At 50.1% G+C, this 14,530-nt stretch carries 13 protein-coding genes and 1 riboswitch; of the genes, 8 read left to right on the top strand and 5 right to left on the bottom strand.

Annotation, left to right across the window (positions count from 1 at the left end):
* The first annotated feature begins 23 nt into the window (after positions 1-23).
* Positions 24-671, top strand: coding sequence for a haloacid dehalogenase type II (locus tag AC6R0L_RS11035; protein WP_500629176.1), 648 nt, complete (start codon positions 24-26; stop codon positions 669-671).
* 31 nt (positions 672-702) lie between these two features.
* On the opposite strand, the gene AC6R0L_RS11030 is transcribed toward AC6R0L_RS11035, so the two are convergent.
* Positions 703-1,128 carry a universal stress protein gene (locus AC6R0L_RS11030; RefSeq protein WP_500629175.1) on the bottom strand — a complete coding sequence of 142 codons (426 nt, stop codon included), beginning with the start codon at positions 1,126-1,128 and terminating at the stop codon, positions 703-705.
* Positions 1,129-1,365: 237 nt separating this feature from the next.
* Between AC6R0L_RS11030 and AC6R0L_RS11025 the strand changes: the two genes are divergently transcribed.
* The gene (locus AC6R0L_RS11025) at positions 1,366-2,760 is read left to right on the top strand and encodes a glycoside hydrolase family 1 protein (protein ID WP_500629174.1); all 1,395 of its coding nucleotides are present in this window, start codon (positions 1,366-1,368) and stop codon (positions 2,758-2,760) included.
* A gap of 125 nt (positions 2,761-2,885) precedes the next feature.
* Here the strand turns inward: AC6R0L_RS11025 and AC6R0L_RS11020 are convergent, their stop codons facing one another.
* Together AC6R0L_RS11020 and AC6R0L_RS11015 are read right to left on the bottom strand one after the other, a co-directional pair.
* The gene (locus AC6R0L_RS11020; RefSeq protein WP_500629173.1) at positions 2,886-3,491 is read right to left on the bottom strand and encodes a TetR/AcrR family transcriptional regulator; all 606 of its coding nucleotides are present in this window, start codon (positions 3,489-3,491) and stop codon (positions 2,886-2,888) included.
* A 134-nt stretch (positions 3,492-3,625) separates the two neighbouring features.
* Positions 3,626-4,717 (bottom strand): efflux RND transporter periplasmic adaptor subunit, encoded by a 1,092-nt coding sequence (locus AC6R0L_RS11015; RefSeq protein WP_500629172.1) that lies wholly within the window; start codon positions 4,715-4,717, stop codon positions 3,626-3,628.
* Positions 4,718-4,965: 248 nt separating this feature from the next.
* On the opposite strand from AC6R0L_RS11015, the gene AC6R0L_RS11010 reads away from it, so the two are divergent.
* The 4 genes from AC6R0L_RS11010 to AC6R0L_RS10995 all read left to right on the top strand — a co-directional run bounded on the left by AC6R0L_RS11010 (position 4,966) and on the right by AC6R0L_RS10995 (position 9,429).
* On the top strand, positions 4,966-5,691 hold the full coding sequence (locus AC6R0L_RS11010; RefSeq protein ID WP_500629171.1) for an IclR family transcriptional regulator: 726 nt from the start codon (positions 4,966-4,968) through the stop codon (positions 5,689-5,691).
* 5 nt (positions 5,692-5,696) lie between these two features.
* Positions 5,697-6,530, top strand: coding sequence for an arginase (locus tag AC6R0L_RS11005; protein ID WP_500629170.1), 834 nt, complete (start codon positions 5,697-5,699; stop codon positions 6,528-6,530).
* A 474-nt stretch (positions 6,531-7,004) separates the two neighbouring features.
* On the top strand, positions 7,005-8,882 hold the full coding sequence (locus AC6R0L_RS11000) for a PhoX family protein (protein WP_500629169.1): 1,878 nt from the start codon (positions 7,005-7,007) through the stop codon (positions 8,880-8,882).
* A gap of 394 nt (positions 8,883-9,276) precedes the next feature.
* Positions 9,277-9,429 carry a hypothetical protein gene (locus AC6R0L_RS10995; RefSeq protein WP_334553060.1) on the top strand — a complete coding sequence of 51 codons (153 nt, stop codon included), beginning with the start codon at positions 9,277-9,279 and terminating at the stop codon, positions 9,427-9,429.
* Positions 9,430-9,538: 109 nt separating this feature from the next.
* Here AC6R0L_RS10995 and AC6R0L_RS10990 read toward each other — a convergent pair whose 3' ends face one another.
* Positions 9,539-10,426 carry a LysR family transcriptional regulator gene (locus AC6R0L_RS10990; RefSeq protein ID WP_500629168.1) on the bottom strand — a complete coding sequence of 296 codons (888 nt, stop codon included), beginning with the start codon at positions 10,424-10,426 and terminating at the stop codon, positions 9,539-9,541.
* Between the two features lie 156 nt (positions 10,427-10,582).
* Positions 10,583-10,740, top strand: a riboswitch (TPP riboswitch).
* 91 nt (positions 10,741-10,831) lie between these two features.
* Here AC6R0L_RS10990 and thiD point away from each other — a divergent pair.
* Entirely contained in the window at positions 10,832-11,668 is an 837-nt protein-coding gene (thiD, locus tag AC6R0L_RS10985; RefSeq protein ID WP_500629167.1) for a bifunctional hydroxymethylpyrimidine kinase/phosphomethylpyrimidine kinase, read from the top strand.
* Positions 11,669-11,701: 33 nt separating this feature from the next.
* Here the strand turns inward: thiD and AC6R0L_RS10980 are convergent, their stop codons facing one another.
* Positions 11,702-12,652, bottom strand: a complete 951-nt coding sequence (locus AC6R0L_RS10980; RefSeq protein ID WP_500629166.1) for a PstS family phosphate ABC transporter substrate-binding protein — start codon at positions 12,650-12,652, stop codon at positions 11,702-11,704.
* Between the two features lie 220 nt (positions 12,653-12,872).
* On the opposite strand from AC6R0L_RS10980, the gene AC6R0L_RS10975 reads away from it, so the two are divergent.
* The coding region (locus tag AC6R0L_RS10975) for a putative bifunctional diguanylate cyclase/phosphodiesterase (RefSeq protein ID WP_500629165.1) at positions 12,873-14,530 on the top strand (1,658 nt) is incomplete at its 3' end.

Here is a 14,530-nt window from a genome sequence, read left to right as displayed (position 1 = left end):
TCTCCACAATGGATATGGCAACAATGACGAAGACTTATGCGTTTGATGTCTATGGCACTTTGATTGACACACATTTTGTGGCGACTCAACTGGAAGCGTGGCGTCCGGGGCTGGGGCAGACCATGAGTGTGACTTGGCGAAATAAGCAGCTCGAATACGCGTTTCGACGCGGGTTGATGAACGAGTATGTGCCGTTTTCAACCTGCACCGAACAAGCGCTGGATTACACATGCGCCGCCCATCAAACAATCTTGTCGCCAGAGCAGAAAGCGCAGCTTCTCGACCTCTATCTTCGCTTGCCCTGTTTTGATGATGTCCAAGAAAGCCTAGCCTCACTGGTAGCGAAAGGGCATCGGCTGGTCGCTTTTTCTAATGGTGAACAACACAGTGTTGAGACGTTGCTGCGCCGCGCGGGCATTCGGGACGAGTTTGCGCAGATAATCAGCTGTGAAAAGGTCAAAACCTTTAAGCCCAACCCATCTGTCTATCAGCATCTTCTGTCGGTCACCCAAGACAACGACACCTATTTAGTCTCGAGCAATCCGTTTGACGTGCTGGGTGCGCAATCAGCCGGTATTAAAACCGTCTGGTTGCAGCGCAGCGTGGATGTGCCTTTTGATCCGTGGGGAGTTGAGCCCGATCGCGTTATTCGTCGTTTGACCGAGCTGTAAAAAAGATAGCCGCCTAGGGCGGCTATCTCAGTTAGCTTGTGATTGGCACCACGAGGATATCAATCGGTGACTTATTGATGAGGTGGCGGGAGTAGGAGACAATTTTGCTCCAAAAGTCCTGATGGTGGCCACAAATCAACAGATCAAAGCTGTGTTCTTTAATGGTGTACGTTAATTTCTCACTGAGATCGCCGGTACCGACAAGGAAGTGCTTGATCGGGACAGGTGAATCGGTTTGAAACTTCTCTAGCCATTGGTTGTTGTTTTCGTTCAAAGGTCGACGGCTAGGATCGGCTTGAATATCGACCAAATCAGGGTAGATTTCCCCATGTGTGCCATCGATATGGATGAACGAGACTTGTGCACCCACTATCTCAGCGAGAGACGCGGCGCGTTCAATGAGAACGTTACTCTCTTCAGACAGCTCTAGTGCAACTAGGATATGTTTGTATTTCATAACCACGCCCTCTTACGTCATTGTTTACCCTATAAGCATAGTATTTCTGTGGAAAAAGATGTGTCGGATAGGTCTCGTAATAGCTTGAAAATACCGATCTATCATTTAGATTTTGCCGATTTTTGTCGTTGCGCTCTGGCCTAAAAATGGGAAATATCCTGATAAATATCTAACCTTATTTAGTGCCTAATGGTTCGAGTACACTCAAGTCAGAATCATAAATAAAGAGAATGAACTATGACCTTTCCATCCGATTTTCTTTGGGGCGGAGCCATTGCGGCTAACCAGGTAGAGGGCGCTTACCTCACTGGTGGCAAAGGGCTTTCCACCGCTGATATGCTGCCAAAAGGGATCTTAAACCCACATCAGACCCGCGAAGCGCGTACTGAGGGGATCAAAGATCTTGCCATCGATTTTTATCATCGTTATCCAGAAGACATCGCTTTGTTTGAGGAGATGGGGTTCAACTGCCTTCGTCTATCCATTGCTTGGACGCGTATCTTTCCGCAAGGCGATGAAACCGAGCCGTGTGAAGAAGGGCTCGCCTACTATGACCGACTATTTGACGAATTGGCCGCCCACGGGATGACACCGTTTGTCACGCTTTCACACTACGAAATGCCTTACGCCCTAGTGGAAAATTACGGCGGGTGGGGTAGCCGAGAAGTGATTACCTTCTTTGAGCGCTATGCGCGCAGCGTATTTACGCGCTACAAGGAGAAAGTGAAGCTTTGGCTTACCTTTAATGAAATCAATATGTCGTTGCATGCGCCGTTTACTGGGGTTGGACTTCAAGAAGATGCGAGCGAACAGGCGATCTACCAAGCGATCCACCATCAGCTAGTGGCCAACGCCAAAGCTGTGCAGCTCTGTCATGACATCATCCCTGACGCGAAAATCGGCAACATGCTGCTCGGCGCGATTAACTACCCCTACACCTGTAATCCTGATGACGTTTTGGCGGCGATGGATGAGAACAATAAGTGGCTCTTCTTTGGCGATGTGCAGACCCGCGGTAAGTACCCAGGTTATATGTTGCGTTATTTCCGTGATAACGGAATCACCATCGAGATGGAAGCAGGGGACATCGAAACCCTAGCGGCGGCGAGTGTCGACTTTATTTCCTTCAGTTATTACGCCAGTGGGTGTGCGAGTGCCGATCCGAAGCAAAAAGAGGTGGGCAATATCGTCGACAGTGTCCCAAATCCGTATCTGGAAAAGAGTCAGTGGGGCTGGTTGATTGACCCTAAAGGATTGCGCATTCTGCTCAACTTCCTCCACGATCGCTACCAAAAGCCACTGTTTATCGTTGAGAATGGTCTCGGTGCGCGTGATACCGTGACTGACGAAGGTGAGGTGATCGACGACTACCGTATCGCGTACCTGCGTGATCATTTGGTGCAAGCGCATGAGGCGATACTAGATGGCGTCGAGCTAATGGGCTTTACCAGCTGGGGGCCAATTGACTTAGTCGCGAACTCTACCGCAGAGATGAGCAAGCGCTATGGCTATATCTATGTCGATCGCCACGATGACGGCTCGGGTACCTTGATGCGCCTGCGCAAAAAGAGCTTCTATTGGTATCAAGAGGTCATCAAAACCAATGGGCAGGCGCTCTTGACTCAAGAGTGATGAAGTCAGCAGGATGCCGTAGTATTGGGCATCCTTAGCACGGACCGCTTAGAAGATTGAGCGACTGAGAAGCACATAAACACATAAGCACACAAACATAGAAACAAGGGGCGCTGCTGCGCCTCTTATTGTGCTTGCTGCGTCTGGAGGAAGAAATCCAACGCGGAGTGAAGGTTGGCTCGGCGCTGCTCGATATTATCGTCATTCATTCCAAGAAATGTGGGGTAGAAGGTGCGACCTTTCACTAACGCCAGTAGATTCGTCGCGAGTTCGCGCGCGTTTTGCTGCGGCAGTGTGTTGTGAGCCATGGCGTCGCTTAGCCAATGCTCCATTGGGCAAGTTTTGATCTGTTCAAGATCGTTGAGATGACAACTGCCATGACACATGGCTTCAATCGTGATGGCCACCAGCAGGCGGCGGCGCTCGCTGCTTAAGACAAAATCCAACTGCTGATCGAAAATATCAAACAGCTGAGATTTAATGCTACGGGTCGGATCAAAAGGCGGCAGTTTTTGCGTCTCTTGCTCTTGGTGCAAAATGTGTTCGACGACATTCTGATAGAGCTTCTCTTTCGAGCCGTAATGGGCATAGATGGTGGGCTTTGACGTGCCAGCGCATTTGGCGACAGCTTCAAGCGAGGCACCTTGCACACCAAAATCCTGGTAGCACTCCATTGCTGCCTGAATAATATTCTGCCGAGTTTTTTCGCTTCGTTGACTTCTTTTATCCATACAAAGGTCAGAGCAGTGTTCTAATTTCTTCCATGTGGTCATTGTGTTAACGCTACCATAAGCATGGTCCTACCAGTATGCCCGTCGCTGAGAGTTGAGAGCTGACTCAACATTGCGACACTCGATTGCCGAGATTATCCGCGGCTAAGGATTTGGTTTAGCCCTTCAACCAGATTCACAATGGGCTCAATCTTGCGCCCGACTAGCTCATACGCGTAAGGATCGTTGACCACAAAATGGTTGGCCTCTAAGCCGGTGACTGCGAGATAGCCCTCTATCTCAGATTTGACTATCAGCGGCGCGACCGGCACTTCTAGCACTTTCTTATCCCCATCAAGGACATAGACAAAGCTTTGGGTCTCTTTGGTATGCACCGCCTGTTTAGGGACAAACAGGGTCGCCTGACGTTCTATGGCGTTGAGGTAGAGTTCGGTTTTACTTCCCACTAGCAACTGATTATCAGAATTAGTAAAGGTGGCATAGGCGGAGAGAGTCTGGGCTTGTTCGGTGGTTTTGCTGTCGACAAAACTGAGCGTGCCATCAATAAATTGACCGTTGGCATTTTTTACCGACACTGTCGGTGGCGTGTGCGCTGCGGGATCACTCAGTGTCGTTAGGTAGGGGTAGAGCACGTCATTCGGCGCACTGAAATGGAGCTCCACATCAGAGACGGCGATCAACTCTGTTAACTCCTGACCTTTGGTGACGAAGTTCCCGGCACTGACCAGAATTTGCCCCACTTTGCCTGAAAAGGGCGCGACGATGGTGGTATCGACGAGCGCTTCTTGGGCGACAAGAAGATTCTTTCTCGTCGCGTCAATGGCTTGCCGAGCGCCGTCGAGTCGTTCACCGCGCGTCACGCCGGATTTCGTTAAATCAAGGATATTGTCGAGCGCGCGTTGGTATTCCTCTTGGGCGGCTTGAACCGCTAAACGAGCGAAGGTGGTATTAAATTCAAACAGCGGCGTGCCCTTTTTAACCACCGCACCATCGTTGACCAAGACATTGGTAATCTTGCCTTCCTGATCCGACAGAATCTTCGTGTATTCAGACGCTTGGAATTCACCGGAGAGCTTCTCGAGCCGGATCGCTTGCTTCTCTATCGGCAACTGAACTTGATACGCGTTGGATTGATAACGTTCGCTGGCGTTAGACAGTTGGCAGGTGACACTGAGAGTGGCCGCCGCGCCAAACAGAACGCTGAGGGTGAGTGCTAGAGGCTTCATGTTATCCCTAAACCTTGTGGTCGTTGATCCCAAAACGAGATGGCCGCTGGGCGGCTCGAGATGATTATGCAACATAGATTATTTTAACTTTACCGTTAAGTAAAGTTTTATTGATGGTTTGAATGGGTTGCGTAGGGCGTGCTTTTTATCACTCAGTGAAAATGTAGGTGCTCTTTGTGCTCACTATTCTCGACTTGTAAGAATATAATTTGAACTCACTCTATGACCCAGTTAGAAAAGAATTGACCATGAAAAACGGCAGCGGCCAAGTGAACGAGAAAATCTTACAACTGCTCATGCAGGTGGCGGTCAACGATGAGCCGGTGACCGCCAAAATCTTGAGTCATCAGCTCGGGAAACCACTGAGCAGTTTGTATCGCCACCTCAAAATGTTGAAAGAGTGGAACCTGATTGAAGAGAGTACGCACGACAAAACCTTGATCATCGGTCCGGCGGCTTTGATGTTGATGCGCAGTTACCAATCGAGTCAAAGTGAGCTGGAGTCAGTGTCCGCGGTGCTCAGACGCTTACAAAAGCAGACGGGCGAAATGGCGGCTTACATGGTGCCTGTTGGTTATCGTGCACTGTGCGTCAGCCGAAAAGAGAGCATGCAAGCGCTTAGGTGCAGTTATGTCGAAGGGCAGAGTCAGCCGCTGCTGCATGGCGCTTCATCGAAAGTGATGTTGGCGTATATGCCGAGTGCGCGCTGCGAGAAAATCTTGCGTTACTTTGGCCAAGAGTCGCAATGGGACGCTTGGCAGACCAAATTGGACGCGATTCGAACCCAGGGGTACGCGGTCAGTACCTCTGAAATTGATCCCGGGGTGTCTGGTATCAGCGCGCCGGTGTTAAAGGGTAGCAAACTTGTTGGCGCTGTGTCGGTAATGGCACCGGCTCATCGCGTTGAGATGAACGAGCAAAAAATTGTACTTCATGTATTGCAGGCAGCGAGAGCTCTGCCTCCTGAAAGGTAAAGGATATGTTTAGGCTATTTCAACGGCGCAAGCTACACAGTATTACTGGGCTCTGTTGCGACAAACTCACCTTGCTCAGTGTCAGTGAACAGATCAAACCGATGAGCCAAGTGGAGTTTGATATGGCCAACCAGAGCTTGGAAGAGCTCTACGATTGGCTGGCGGACAAAGTCTCGACCAATATTGGCTATGGCGGTCATTTCAATCTCCAACAAGCGGCCAAACATCACTTGCTTGATACCGTTGCTGCGTTGATGGAGTCGGCCAGTTTACCTGTGCTCTTTGCCAATGACGGTGAAAGCTTACTGCATGCGCTGCCGATGGTGGCGAGTCAAGGCAGAGAGTTGGGGTTTATCCATATCAGCCGCAGCTTGGATATCAAACCGACTCTAGAGCCTGAGAAAGGCTCGCTGTTTCATTTTGTCTTGCAGCGCAGTCAGCAAAGCCGCTTGTTCTGCCTTGGCGTGGATTCGGACAATCAAGATCCGAAGCTGCTTGATTATGCAGAAGATCTCGGCTGTGATTGGTTGTCCGTCAACGAGTGCCACTTTCGCTCTCGTTTTACTGTGAAGCAGCAGTTGAGCCACTACTTGTCACATTGTGATGACGTGGTGATCAATATTGATCTCGCCAGCTTACAGCCCGTGACGCGGTTGGAATCCGATACGTTGATCGAAGTGCAGATGGTCAATCGAGTGTTACGCCAAGTTCTGCTTTCAGGCAAGGTGCGCTTAGTGCAATTTGTCGGTTACAAAGACAAGCACATTTATTCGAAAGAGACATTGGGTGTGGTGAATGGCTTGGCGTCACTGTTTCCCAGTCATCATAGAGCAGCGTAATGCTCAAGTGGGTGAAAAACGGGGGCCTATAAAACTACTAAAGCTGGCGGTTAAGCCAGCTTTGTTGGGGTTGCACAGTTATTGAGGTTTGCTGTTCGTGTTTTTGTTCGAATCTTTCCAGTATTGAATACGAACACGATGCAATTGTGCTTTTCTCATTTTCTTCATGATAATCCCTCACGTTAAATACCATGCTCTTCATTGAGCAGATGTGAATCTAGTTCCTCATGAACAATTTCAATTTAGCGGCGAAATGCGCGAAACACCAGTGTTTTGATCACAAATTTTTCGCGAAATTGGCGTAATTTCTAATTTACATGTGACTGAGATCGCCATTTATTGGTCTTGTCATGTAATCGAAGTAAAAGCATCATCTTTACTTTGTATTTGTTAAACAAAACCTTAACTGATGTGTAACCTTGCTCGCCTAACATTTGCTCGCTTATATAATGATAACTCAGCAAGGAGTCAGCAATGTGGGATCGTGATGAACAGGATTCACAATTCAGCCAGATGATCGAAGCGCGACTATCTCGTCGTCGTTTCTTAGCCGGAACCGCTGCCGTCAGTGCAGGGGCGTTTCTTTCCCTCAACCCGATCGCGAAAGCGATAGCGGCATCAAGTGATAGTCGTTTGCTCAACTTCGAAGCAGTGCCAGCCTCGACAAAAGATGCGATCATCGTACCTAAAGGTTATAAAGCCACGCCGCTTCTCTCTTGGGGTGATCCTATTTTTGCTGATGCGCCAGAGTTTGATCAAAGCGGTAAGCAAGATTCAGCCGCGCAGGCGCGTCAGTTTGGTGACAACACCGACGGGATGAGCCTATTCCCTATCAGTGACGATCGCGCTGTTATTGCGGTGAACAACGAATACACCAATTACGAATACTTGTTCGAACATGGCGGTAAAGCGATGACGGCGGACGACGTATTAAAAGCGCAAGCGGCACACGGTGTGACGGTGTTCGAAATCGTCAAATCCGGCGGAGAGTGGAAAGTGGATAAAGCAGGGAAACGCAACCGCCGTATTACCGCTAACACAGAAATGCGCCTGACAGGCCCAGCGGCGGGTCATGCGTTGATGAAAACCAAATTGGATCCTTCAGGCTTAGCGCCACTCGGCACCTTTAATAACTGCGCCAACGGTCAAACGCCTTGGGGCACATACTTAACCTGTGAAGAGAACTTCCACGGCTATTTTGGCACCAGTACGACGGCAGAGTTGAGCGACGATCATAAACGTTACGGAATCAAAGCAGCGAAGAGCAGTTACCAGTGGCATGACACCGATGAGCGTTTCGATGTCGCTAAGCATCCGAATGAGCCACACCGTTTTGGTTGGGTTGTGGAGATCGATCCAAACGATCCGACGTCGACGCCGCTTAAGCGCACTGCACTCGGGCGATTTAAGCACGAGAATGCGGCACTGTTGATCAACGATGATGGTCATGTCGTGGTGTACCTAGGTGATGATGAGCGTGGGGAGCACATTTACAAATTTGTCTCTCGCGATCGCTACCAACCGGGCAATGATGCTGCCAATCGCAACTTGCTTGAAGAGGGCACCTTGTATGTCGCCAAGTTCGAGATGGACGACAACGAGTTGAAAGGCAAGGGGCAGTGGATTGAACTGACTTATGGCAAAAATGGTCTGACTAAAGAGAACGGTTTTAACGATCAAGCCGAGGTGATGATTTTTGCACGTCGCGCTGCGACTCAAGTTGGCGCGACTACGATGGATCGCCCAGAGTGGGTGGCGGTGCACCCAGACAACCAACACGTGTTCTGTACCCTCACCAATAACAAAAACCGCGGCGTAAAAGAGGGCCAACCTGTCGGTGGTCCTAACCCTCGCGCTGAGAACCACTACGGACAAATTGTTCGCTGGGTACCGACCTCGGGCGATCACACCCAAGCAGAGTTTGATTGGGATTTGTACCTGATTGCTGGCAACCCAACGGTGCACAAAGATTCGCTCTACGCGGGTAGTGACAACATCAACGCCGACAACATGTTTAATAGCCCGGATGGTATCGGCTTTGATAAAGCCGGTCGTTTGTGGATTCAAACGGACGGAAACTACTCAAATCAGGGCGATTTTGCAGGTCAAGGGAACAACCAAATGTTGTGCGGCGATCCTAATACTGGTGAAGTGCGACGTTTCTTGACGGGGCCAATTGCTTGTGAGATCACGGGGCTGACCTTCTCCGCCGACTACAAAACCATGTTTGTGGGTGTTCAGCATCCGGGCGAGAAAGGTGCGCCTTCTCACTACCCTGGTGGTGGTGACAGCAAGCCTCGCTCCACCATCGTTGCCATTACCCGTGAAGATGGCGGCGTTATTGGCGCTTAAGCTGTCTCACTGTTTGCATCAACAATCATTCGCATCAAGATGGGCGCCACGAGCGCCCATTTTTTATTGCCGATATCCACATTGGCATATTTATGCGATCGCTCGCATAAAAAACGTCAAGGTTTCGTGTGTTCACCGCAAAGAGTGTTGCGCTTCACAATCGCAATCCCTATATTGAAAGAGTACTCAGCATAACCTTAAGGTGTTCTAATCCGAATAAACTCCAGATAACAATACGACATTGAGCGATTGACCCGGCGAATCTAACCCATTTCTATTGGTGCAGACGCCCCAACGTAAAAAGAATAAAGTCTATCTGAGCGCCTTCTGATGAGAGAAGTGGCACCTTTAGGTTATTAAGTACGGTGATGATAACTGAGGAGGAGGTTAGGCTATGGTATCACTACTTTGGGTAGCATTAGGTTGTGTGGTCTTCTTATGTTGTTGGAGTGCTCAGCATGGTCTCCCTATGCTGGGGCTTAAACTGGATGAGTCCGATCTACTGATTATTTCTGAACTCGCTGGCGAAGACGTCTTAGAGGCATGACCTCAAATAACGACGATAATGAGCGTTGAAGCAGCAGCAAAAATGGAGCCTTGGGCTCCATTTTGCGTTTCAAGCCTATCGAAAATTTTGGCTATGGCAGTGCGTTGCGTTATAGCGAGATCACGTCCGTCAACTTATCCACCACCGTATGAAAACGGGCTGGCCACGCTCTTTGTTTCTTGCTCACCAAATACAGGGTCTCGACGACGGTTTTCTTTGGCTGATGAACAGCAAGTTGATCGCGCAAGGTGAAAGAGCTGAATGCGCTGTGTGGCAGCACCGTAAAACCGAGCCCTTTGGCAACTGGCAGAAGAATTTGGCTGAGTTGGTTGATGTAGCCCGAGGTGCGCAGGGCGCGAATATCAATCCCCGCCAGCGCTTTGTCGCCACACTGCGAAAAGTAGAGCGAGAGATAGTGCTCGGCGTCGGGATGGCGAATTAAGCCGAGCTCAAGGAGAAGTTCAGGGGTAATAGGCTCGTCGACGTTTGCCGGCACAATCAAACACATGGTTTCTTGACCTATCTCTTGCGCTTCGATTCTCGGGTCGAGCGGGATGTGAGTGACAAGGCCCAAATCGGCGCGCCCCTCAGCCAAATCGTCGATGATCTTACGGTTGGGGGCGACTTCCAGCTTGACGACCAGTTGTGCAAATTCACACTGTAAATCGAGCAGATGCGGGTAGATAAGCTGCGCCAACGCGCCAGAGCAAGAGACCGACACCTCACCGCGATGCGCGTCGTCCTGAGATAACGAAGCAATCAGGTCTGTTTCTTGTTTGGCGCGCTGCTTTGCGTATTGATAGACCTGTCTGCCTTGTTCCGTTACTTCAAAGCTCTTGTTGTGACGCGCAATCAGTGGGTAGCCGCAAGCCTGTTCGAGCTTTTTGATGTGCTGGCTGACACCGGGCTGAGTCATGAACAGCTTTTCTGCGGTATGAGTAAAGTGGCCGGTCTCGACCAAGGTTTGAAACGTTTTGAGCCAGAGTGGATTGAGCATAACCGTCAAATCAATAACGAAAATTTATAAAATTAAGAGTAAACGATAATGTTCTGTGTGCCAAACGTCGCGTTCGTATCGCCCACTCCTCGATTCACTCGGGTTATTTAAGTGATCTGAATAGGTTGCATCTGCGCTATCACAGGGTTAAGGTTGGCGACATAGTCGGGGAGCGTTCCTTCTGCTCGAGTCATAACGATAGCTTGATTAACGAGCCTGTCGTAGAAGCATAGAAGGAGGGCTGAGATCGCATCGCGAGACCCGTTGAACCTGATTCAGTTAGCACTGACGTAGGGAACTATTCATAACGCGGTGTCGTGGGGTCGCCACAATCTCGCCCGTTATGTGTTGTGCTTGGCCAACGCGCTCTGCACACAGTTCCTGACGCGTGCGTGAGGAACACCGATGAACCAAACCGCATTTTATGACCCTCAAACTCCGATTGTCCTAACCATCGCTGGCTCCGACAGTGGCGGCGGCGCGGGCATCCAAGCCGACATCAAAGCGATCAGTGCAACAGGCAGTTACGCCTGCTCCGTTATTACGGCAATTACCGCGCAAAATACCTGTGGCGTTCACGCCATTCATCCTATCCCTATCGACCATGTTCAAGCGCAGCTCGATGCGGTATTGAGCGATCTCAATGTCGTGGCGGTGAAGGTTGGCATGTTGGCCGACGCTGAAATCATCCGTGTCGTGGCACAAAGTTTGTCGTCGTATCAGCCCAAGTTTCTAGTGGTGGACCCGGTAATGGTGGCCACCAGTGGTGACAGCTTACTGCACGCCAGTGCGGTGGGTGCGCTCAAGAAAGACCTGCTACCGCTTGCCGATATGATCACACCAAACTTACCCGAGGCGGCGGCGCTGACTGGGCGAGCAACGCCGACATCGGAAGAAGAGATGGGATCGATGATTGACGCCCTGCGCGCCTTGGGCGCCAAAACAGTGCTTCTTAAGGGCGGGCATTTAGAGGGCGAAAGCAGCAACGATCTGCTGATTGAAAGGAGTGGCAGTGAATTGATTCGCGCTAAGCGAGTCGCCACTCATAATACTCATGGTACGGGCTGTACGTTGTCATCGGCCATTGCGTCCTATCTTGCCCAAGGGTATCGGCTGCACAAAGCGGTCCATTTGGCTAAGCAATACATCTCACAAGCCATTGCGCATGCCGACGAACTCTCTGTTGGTCAAGGACATGGGCCTGTGCACCACTTTTTCTCTGGCCACCAAAATGTGCGTTAATCGCGATGGTGTGCAGTCACAACATAAGGGCCCTTATTTGGGCATCGAGACCGAGCCAGAGCGGCTAGAGTTGAGAATAAAACGCGCCGCGTCATAGCGATCGTTGGAGAGAGGAATGTAGCCAGAATGGGAGACGACTTTGTTGATGTTGTCTCTGTCGATATAACTATCGACAAAGCGTTTCAATGATGGCCGTTTCTCTAGCGCCTGTTTGTTCACGTAAATAAACAGAGGGCGGGAAAGTGCGGTATATCGCCCCATAATTACGTTCTCGACACTGGGTTTGACGGCGTTGGCGCCTGAGGGAGAGATGGCGATCGCTTTCAACTTGTCTTGATTTTGCAAATAGTAGGCAAAGCCGATAAACGCCATGGCGTTGGGATCGGCGGCCACTTCGGCGACTAAGGCTTCATCGTCTTCATTTGCGGTGTAGTCTTGTCGACTCGCTTTGCCATCCAGCACCACCTCAACAAAATAGTCATAAGTGCCTGAGTCTGATCCAGGGCCGTGCAGGACGATGGGGCGATCAGGGAAGTGCGGATTGACTTGCTGCCAGTGAGTTATCGTGCGTTCAGCGGTGCTTTCCCAGAGTGTTTTCAGTTCATCAAGAGAGAGCGCATCGATCCACTGATTTTCTTTGTTCACCACCACGGTTATTGCATCGAGTGCGACAGGGAGCTCAATATAGTCGATGTGGTTGATCTCACACAGCGCTCGCTCTTTCTCTTTAATCGGGCGAGAGGCGTTAGATATATCCGTGCGGCCTCGGCAAAACTTACGAAATCCGCCACCTGTGCCAGTGATACCTACTACCACTTGGGTGTTGTGCCGCTCGGCACGCATAAAGTGATCGGCGACGGCTTGGGTAATCGGGTAAACGGTACTCGACCCTTCAATTTTGATCAGATCTTTCCCGTGTGTCGTGGTACTCATCAGCGCTAGGCATACAGAAGCAAGAACAGTCGAACGCAATCGAAAAGTCATGGTTGAGCACAAAGGAAGAATCAACATACCGCGACTATACGAGCTAGCACTTTTGAGCTCAATATCTTCACGTGAACTGTCACTAAAGATTCATCAATCACTCATCAATAATAACTACGCTGAATATTTTCATGGGGATGTAACATTTCTTCACTAGGCTGACTCGCCTATGTTTTTATTCCTGCCCGCAAAATACGTGGGTAAACGTTCGTGTGATGCTATGAAGCGCAAATTCATTTTTACTTCCATTCTCGCCTTGTTGGTGATCACGTTTACGTCGGCGCTGGTGACCCAAGCGACCCACCTGTTAGTGAAAAAGTCCCCGCTTGCGGAAGCGGCCGCTGAAATTAAAGTCAACGGTACGCTGGCCTACCTTTGGTTTGATGAGATCATGTCGGGCGATACCGCTCAGTCGATTCAGGAAGTGTGGTACTACTTAGAAATCGCCGATTGGCATGTGGTCGCGCTGCTTGAAGGCGGCGAGAGTATCATGGGCAATTATGAGCCAGTCACGGACAACGAATTACGTGAGCGTCTGGTTGAGCTTCGCAAAACGCTGGCGCAATTTCGCCTTCATGTGGAATCCACCTACCAAAAAATTCAGGCGCAGCGAGCGGATGCGTTTTTAAGCGCCGGACGCGACGAGCAATTTTTGGAGTTTGCCAGCCAAGCGGATGAGATCCAGCGCGTGATCAAAGCCAGTTATGAGTCTGGGATTTCCAATTACACGCAAACCAGCATCACCCTGATTATTGCGGTGATTGTGATTGCTGCCTACTCAATACGATTGCAGCACCGCTATGAGAAAAACCGCGATCAATTGCTCCACTCTCTCACGCAAGCCAAAGCCGCAATAGAGGAGAAAAATGAGCAACTGCACAACCGAGCTTACTTCGACCCTTTAACTGGGTTGCCAAACCGAGCGCTGTTTTTAGACCGACTAGGCCAATCTATCCTCAACGCGGACCGCTCGAAAAAGCCGTTTGCTTTACTGTTCATCGATTTAGACCATTTTAAAGACGTCAACGATCTCTATGGGCATGAGATGGGCGACCGCTTGCTTGAGCAAGTCGCAAAGCGGATTGAGAGCAGCATTCGCATCACCGACTTGTCTGCGCGCTTCAGCGGTGATGAGTTTGTGGTGGTGCTGAGTCACTTAAACAGCGTTAATAGCGCAATCAGTGTTGCCAACCGTATCGCCTCCAAGTTGATAGATACCTTGCAGCAGCCGTTTCACATAGAGGGTGTGGCGGTGAATGTGTCCGCCAGTATTGGCATTTCGCTCTATCCCGAAGACAGTGCGACGCAAGACAGCTTGCTACGCTACGCGGACAACGCCATGTATCACGCCAAAGCGATGGGCAAAAACAATTTTCAGTTTTACTCCAAAGAGCTCAACCGCATTGCGATGTCGCAAAAAGAGACCGAGAGCGATCTCAATAAAGCGATTGAGCGTGATGAATTCGAGCTGCACTTTCTGCCCAAATGGCAGTTGAACGATGAGAAAGTGGTCGGCGTTGAAGCCTTAGTGCGTTGGAACCATCCCACCAAAGGGCGGTTGTACCCCAATGATTTTATTCCCGTGGCCGAATCCACCGGTTTGATTTGCTTGCTTGATTTGTTGGTGATGCGCAAAGCGCTGCAAGCCAAGAGAAAGTGGTTAGATGACGGCGTCGAAACTGGGGTGGTGGGAGTGAATATTTCCGCGAAGAGCTTAAAGCATCCGGGCTTTTTTGACAGTTTGAAAAAGGTCATTGTCCAGTCCGGCGTTCCGACACGCTACTTAGAGGTGGAAATCACCGAGACCGTGATGATTGAGAATACCGAACTCGCGCAGGTGATTTTCAAAGAGTTGCAGCAACTGGGTGTGCGCGTGGC

The organism is Vibrio sp. R15-SG3-ISO1A, from assembly GCF_059833955.1.
Note: the sequence above shows the minus strand (reverse complement) of the source record. Positions and strands in the feature narration are given on the sequence as shown.

Coding starts and splice junctions, on each gene's coding strand:
- AC6R0L_RS11035 (WP_500629176.1), top strand. CDS start 24: ATGACGAAGACTTATGCGTTTGATGTCTATGGCACTTTGATTGACACA.
- AC6R0L_RS11030 (WP_500629175.1), bottom strand. CDS start 1,128: ATGAAATACAAACATATCCTAGTTGCACTAGAGCTGTCTGAAGAGAGT.
- AC6R0L_RS11025 (WP_500629174.1), top strand. CDS start 1,366: ATGACCTTTCCATCCGATTTTCTTTGGGGCGGAGCCATTGCGGCTAAC.
- AC6R0L_RS11020 (WP_500629173.1), bottom strand. CDS start 3,491: ATGGATAAAAGAAGTCAACGAAGCGAAAAAACTCGGCAGAATATTATT.
- AC6R0L_RS11015 (WP_500629172.1), bottom strand. CDS start 4,717: ATGAAGCCTCTAGCACTCACCCTCAGCGTTCTGTTTGGCGCGGCGGCC.
- AC6R0L_RS11010 (WP_500629171.1), top strand. CDS start 4,966: ATGAAAAACGGCAGCGGCCAAGTGAACGAGAAAATCTTACAACTGCTC.
- AC6R0L_RS11005 (WP_500629170.1), top strand. CDS start 5,697: ATGTTTAGGCTATTTCAACGGCGCAAGCTACACAGTATTACTGGGCTC.
- AC6R0L_RS11000 (WP_500629169.1), top strand. CDS start 7,005: ATGTGGGATCGTGATGAACAGGATTCACAATTCAGCCAGATGATCGAA.
- AC6R0L_RS10995 (WP_334553060.1), top strand. CDS start 9,277: ATGGTATCACTACTTTGGGTAGCATTAGGTTGTGTGGTCTTCTTATGT.
- AC6R0L_RS10990 (WP_500629168.1), bottom strand. CDS start 10,426: ATGCTCAATCCACTCTGGCTCAAAACGTTTCAAACCTTGGTCGAGACC.
- thiD (WP_500629167.1), top strand. CDS start 10,832: ATGAACCAAACCGCATTTTATGACCCTCAAACTCCGATTGTCCTAACC.
- AC6R0L_RS10980 (WP_500629166.1), bottom strand. CDS start 12,652: ATGACTTTTCGATTGCGTTCGACTGTTCTTGCTTCTGTATGCCTAGCG.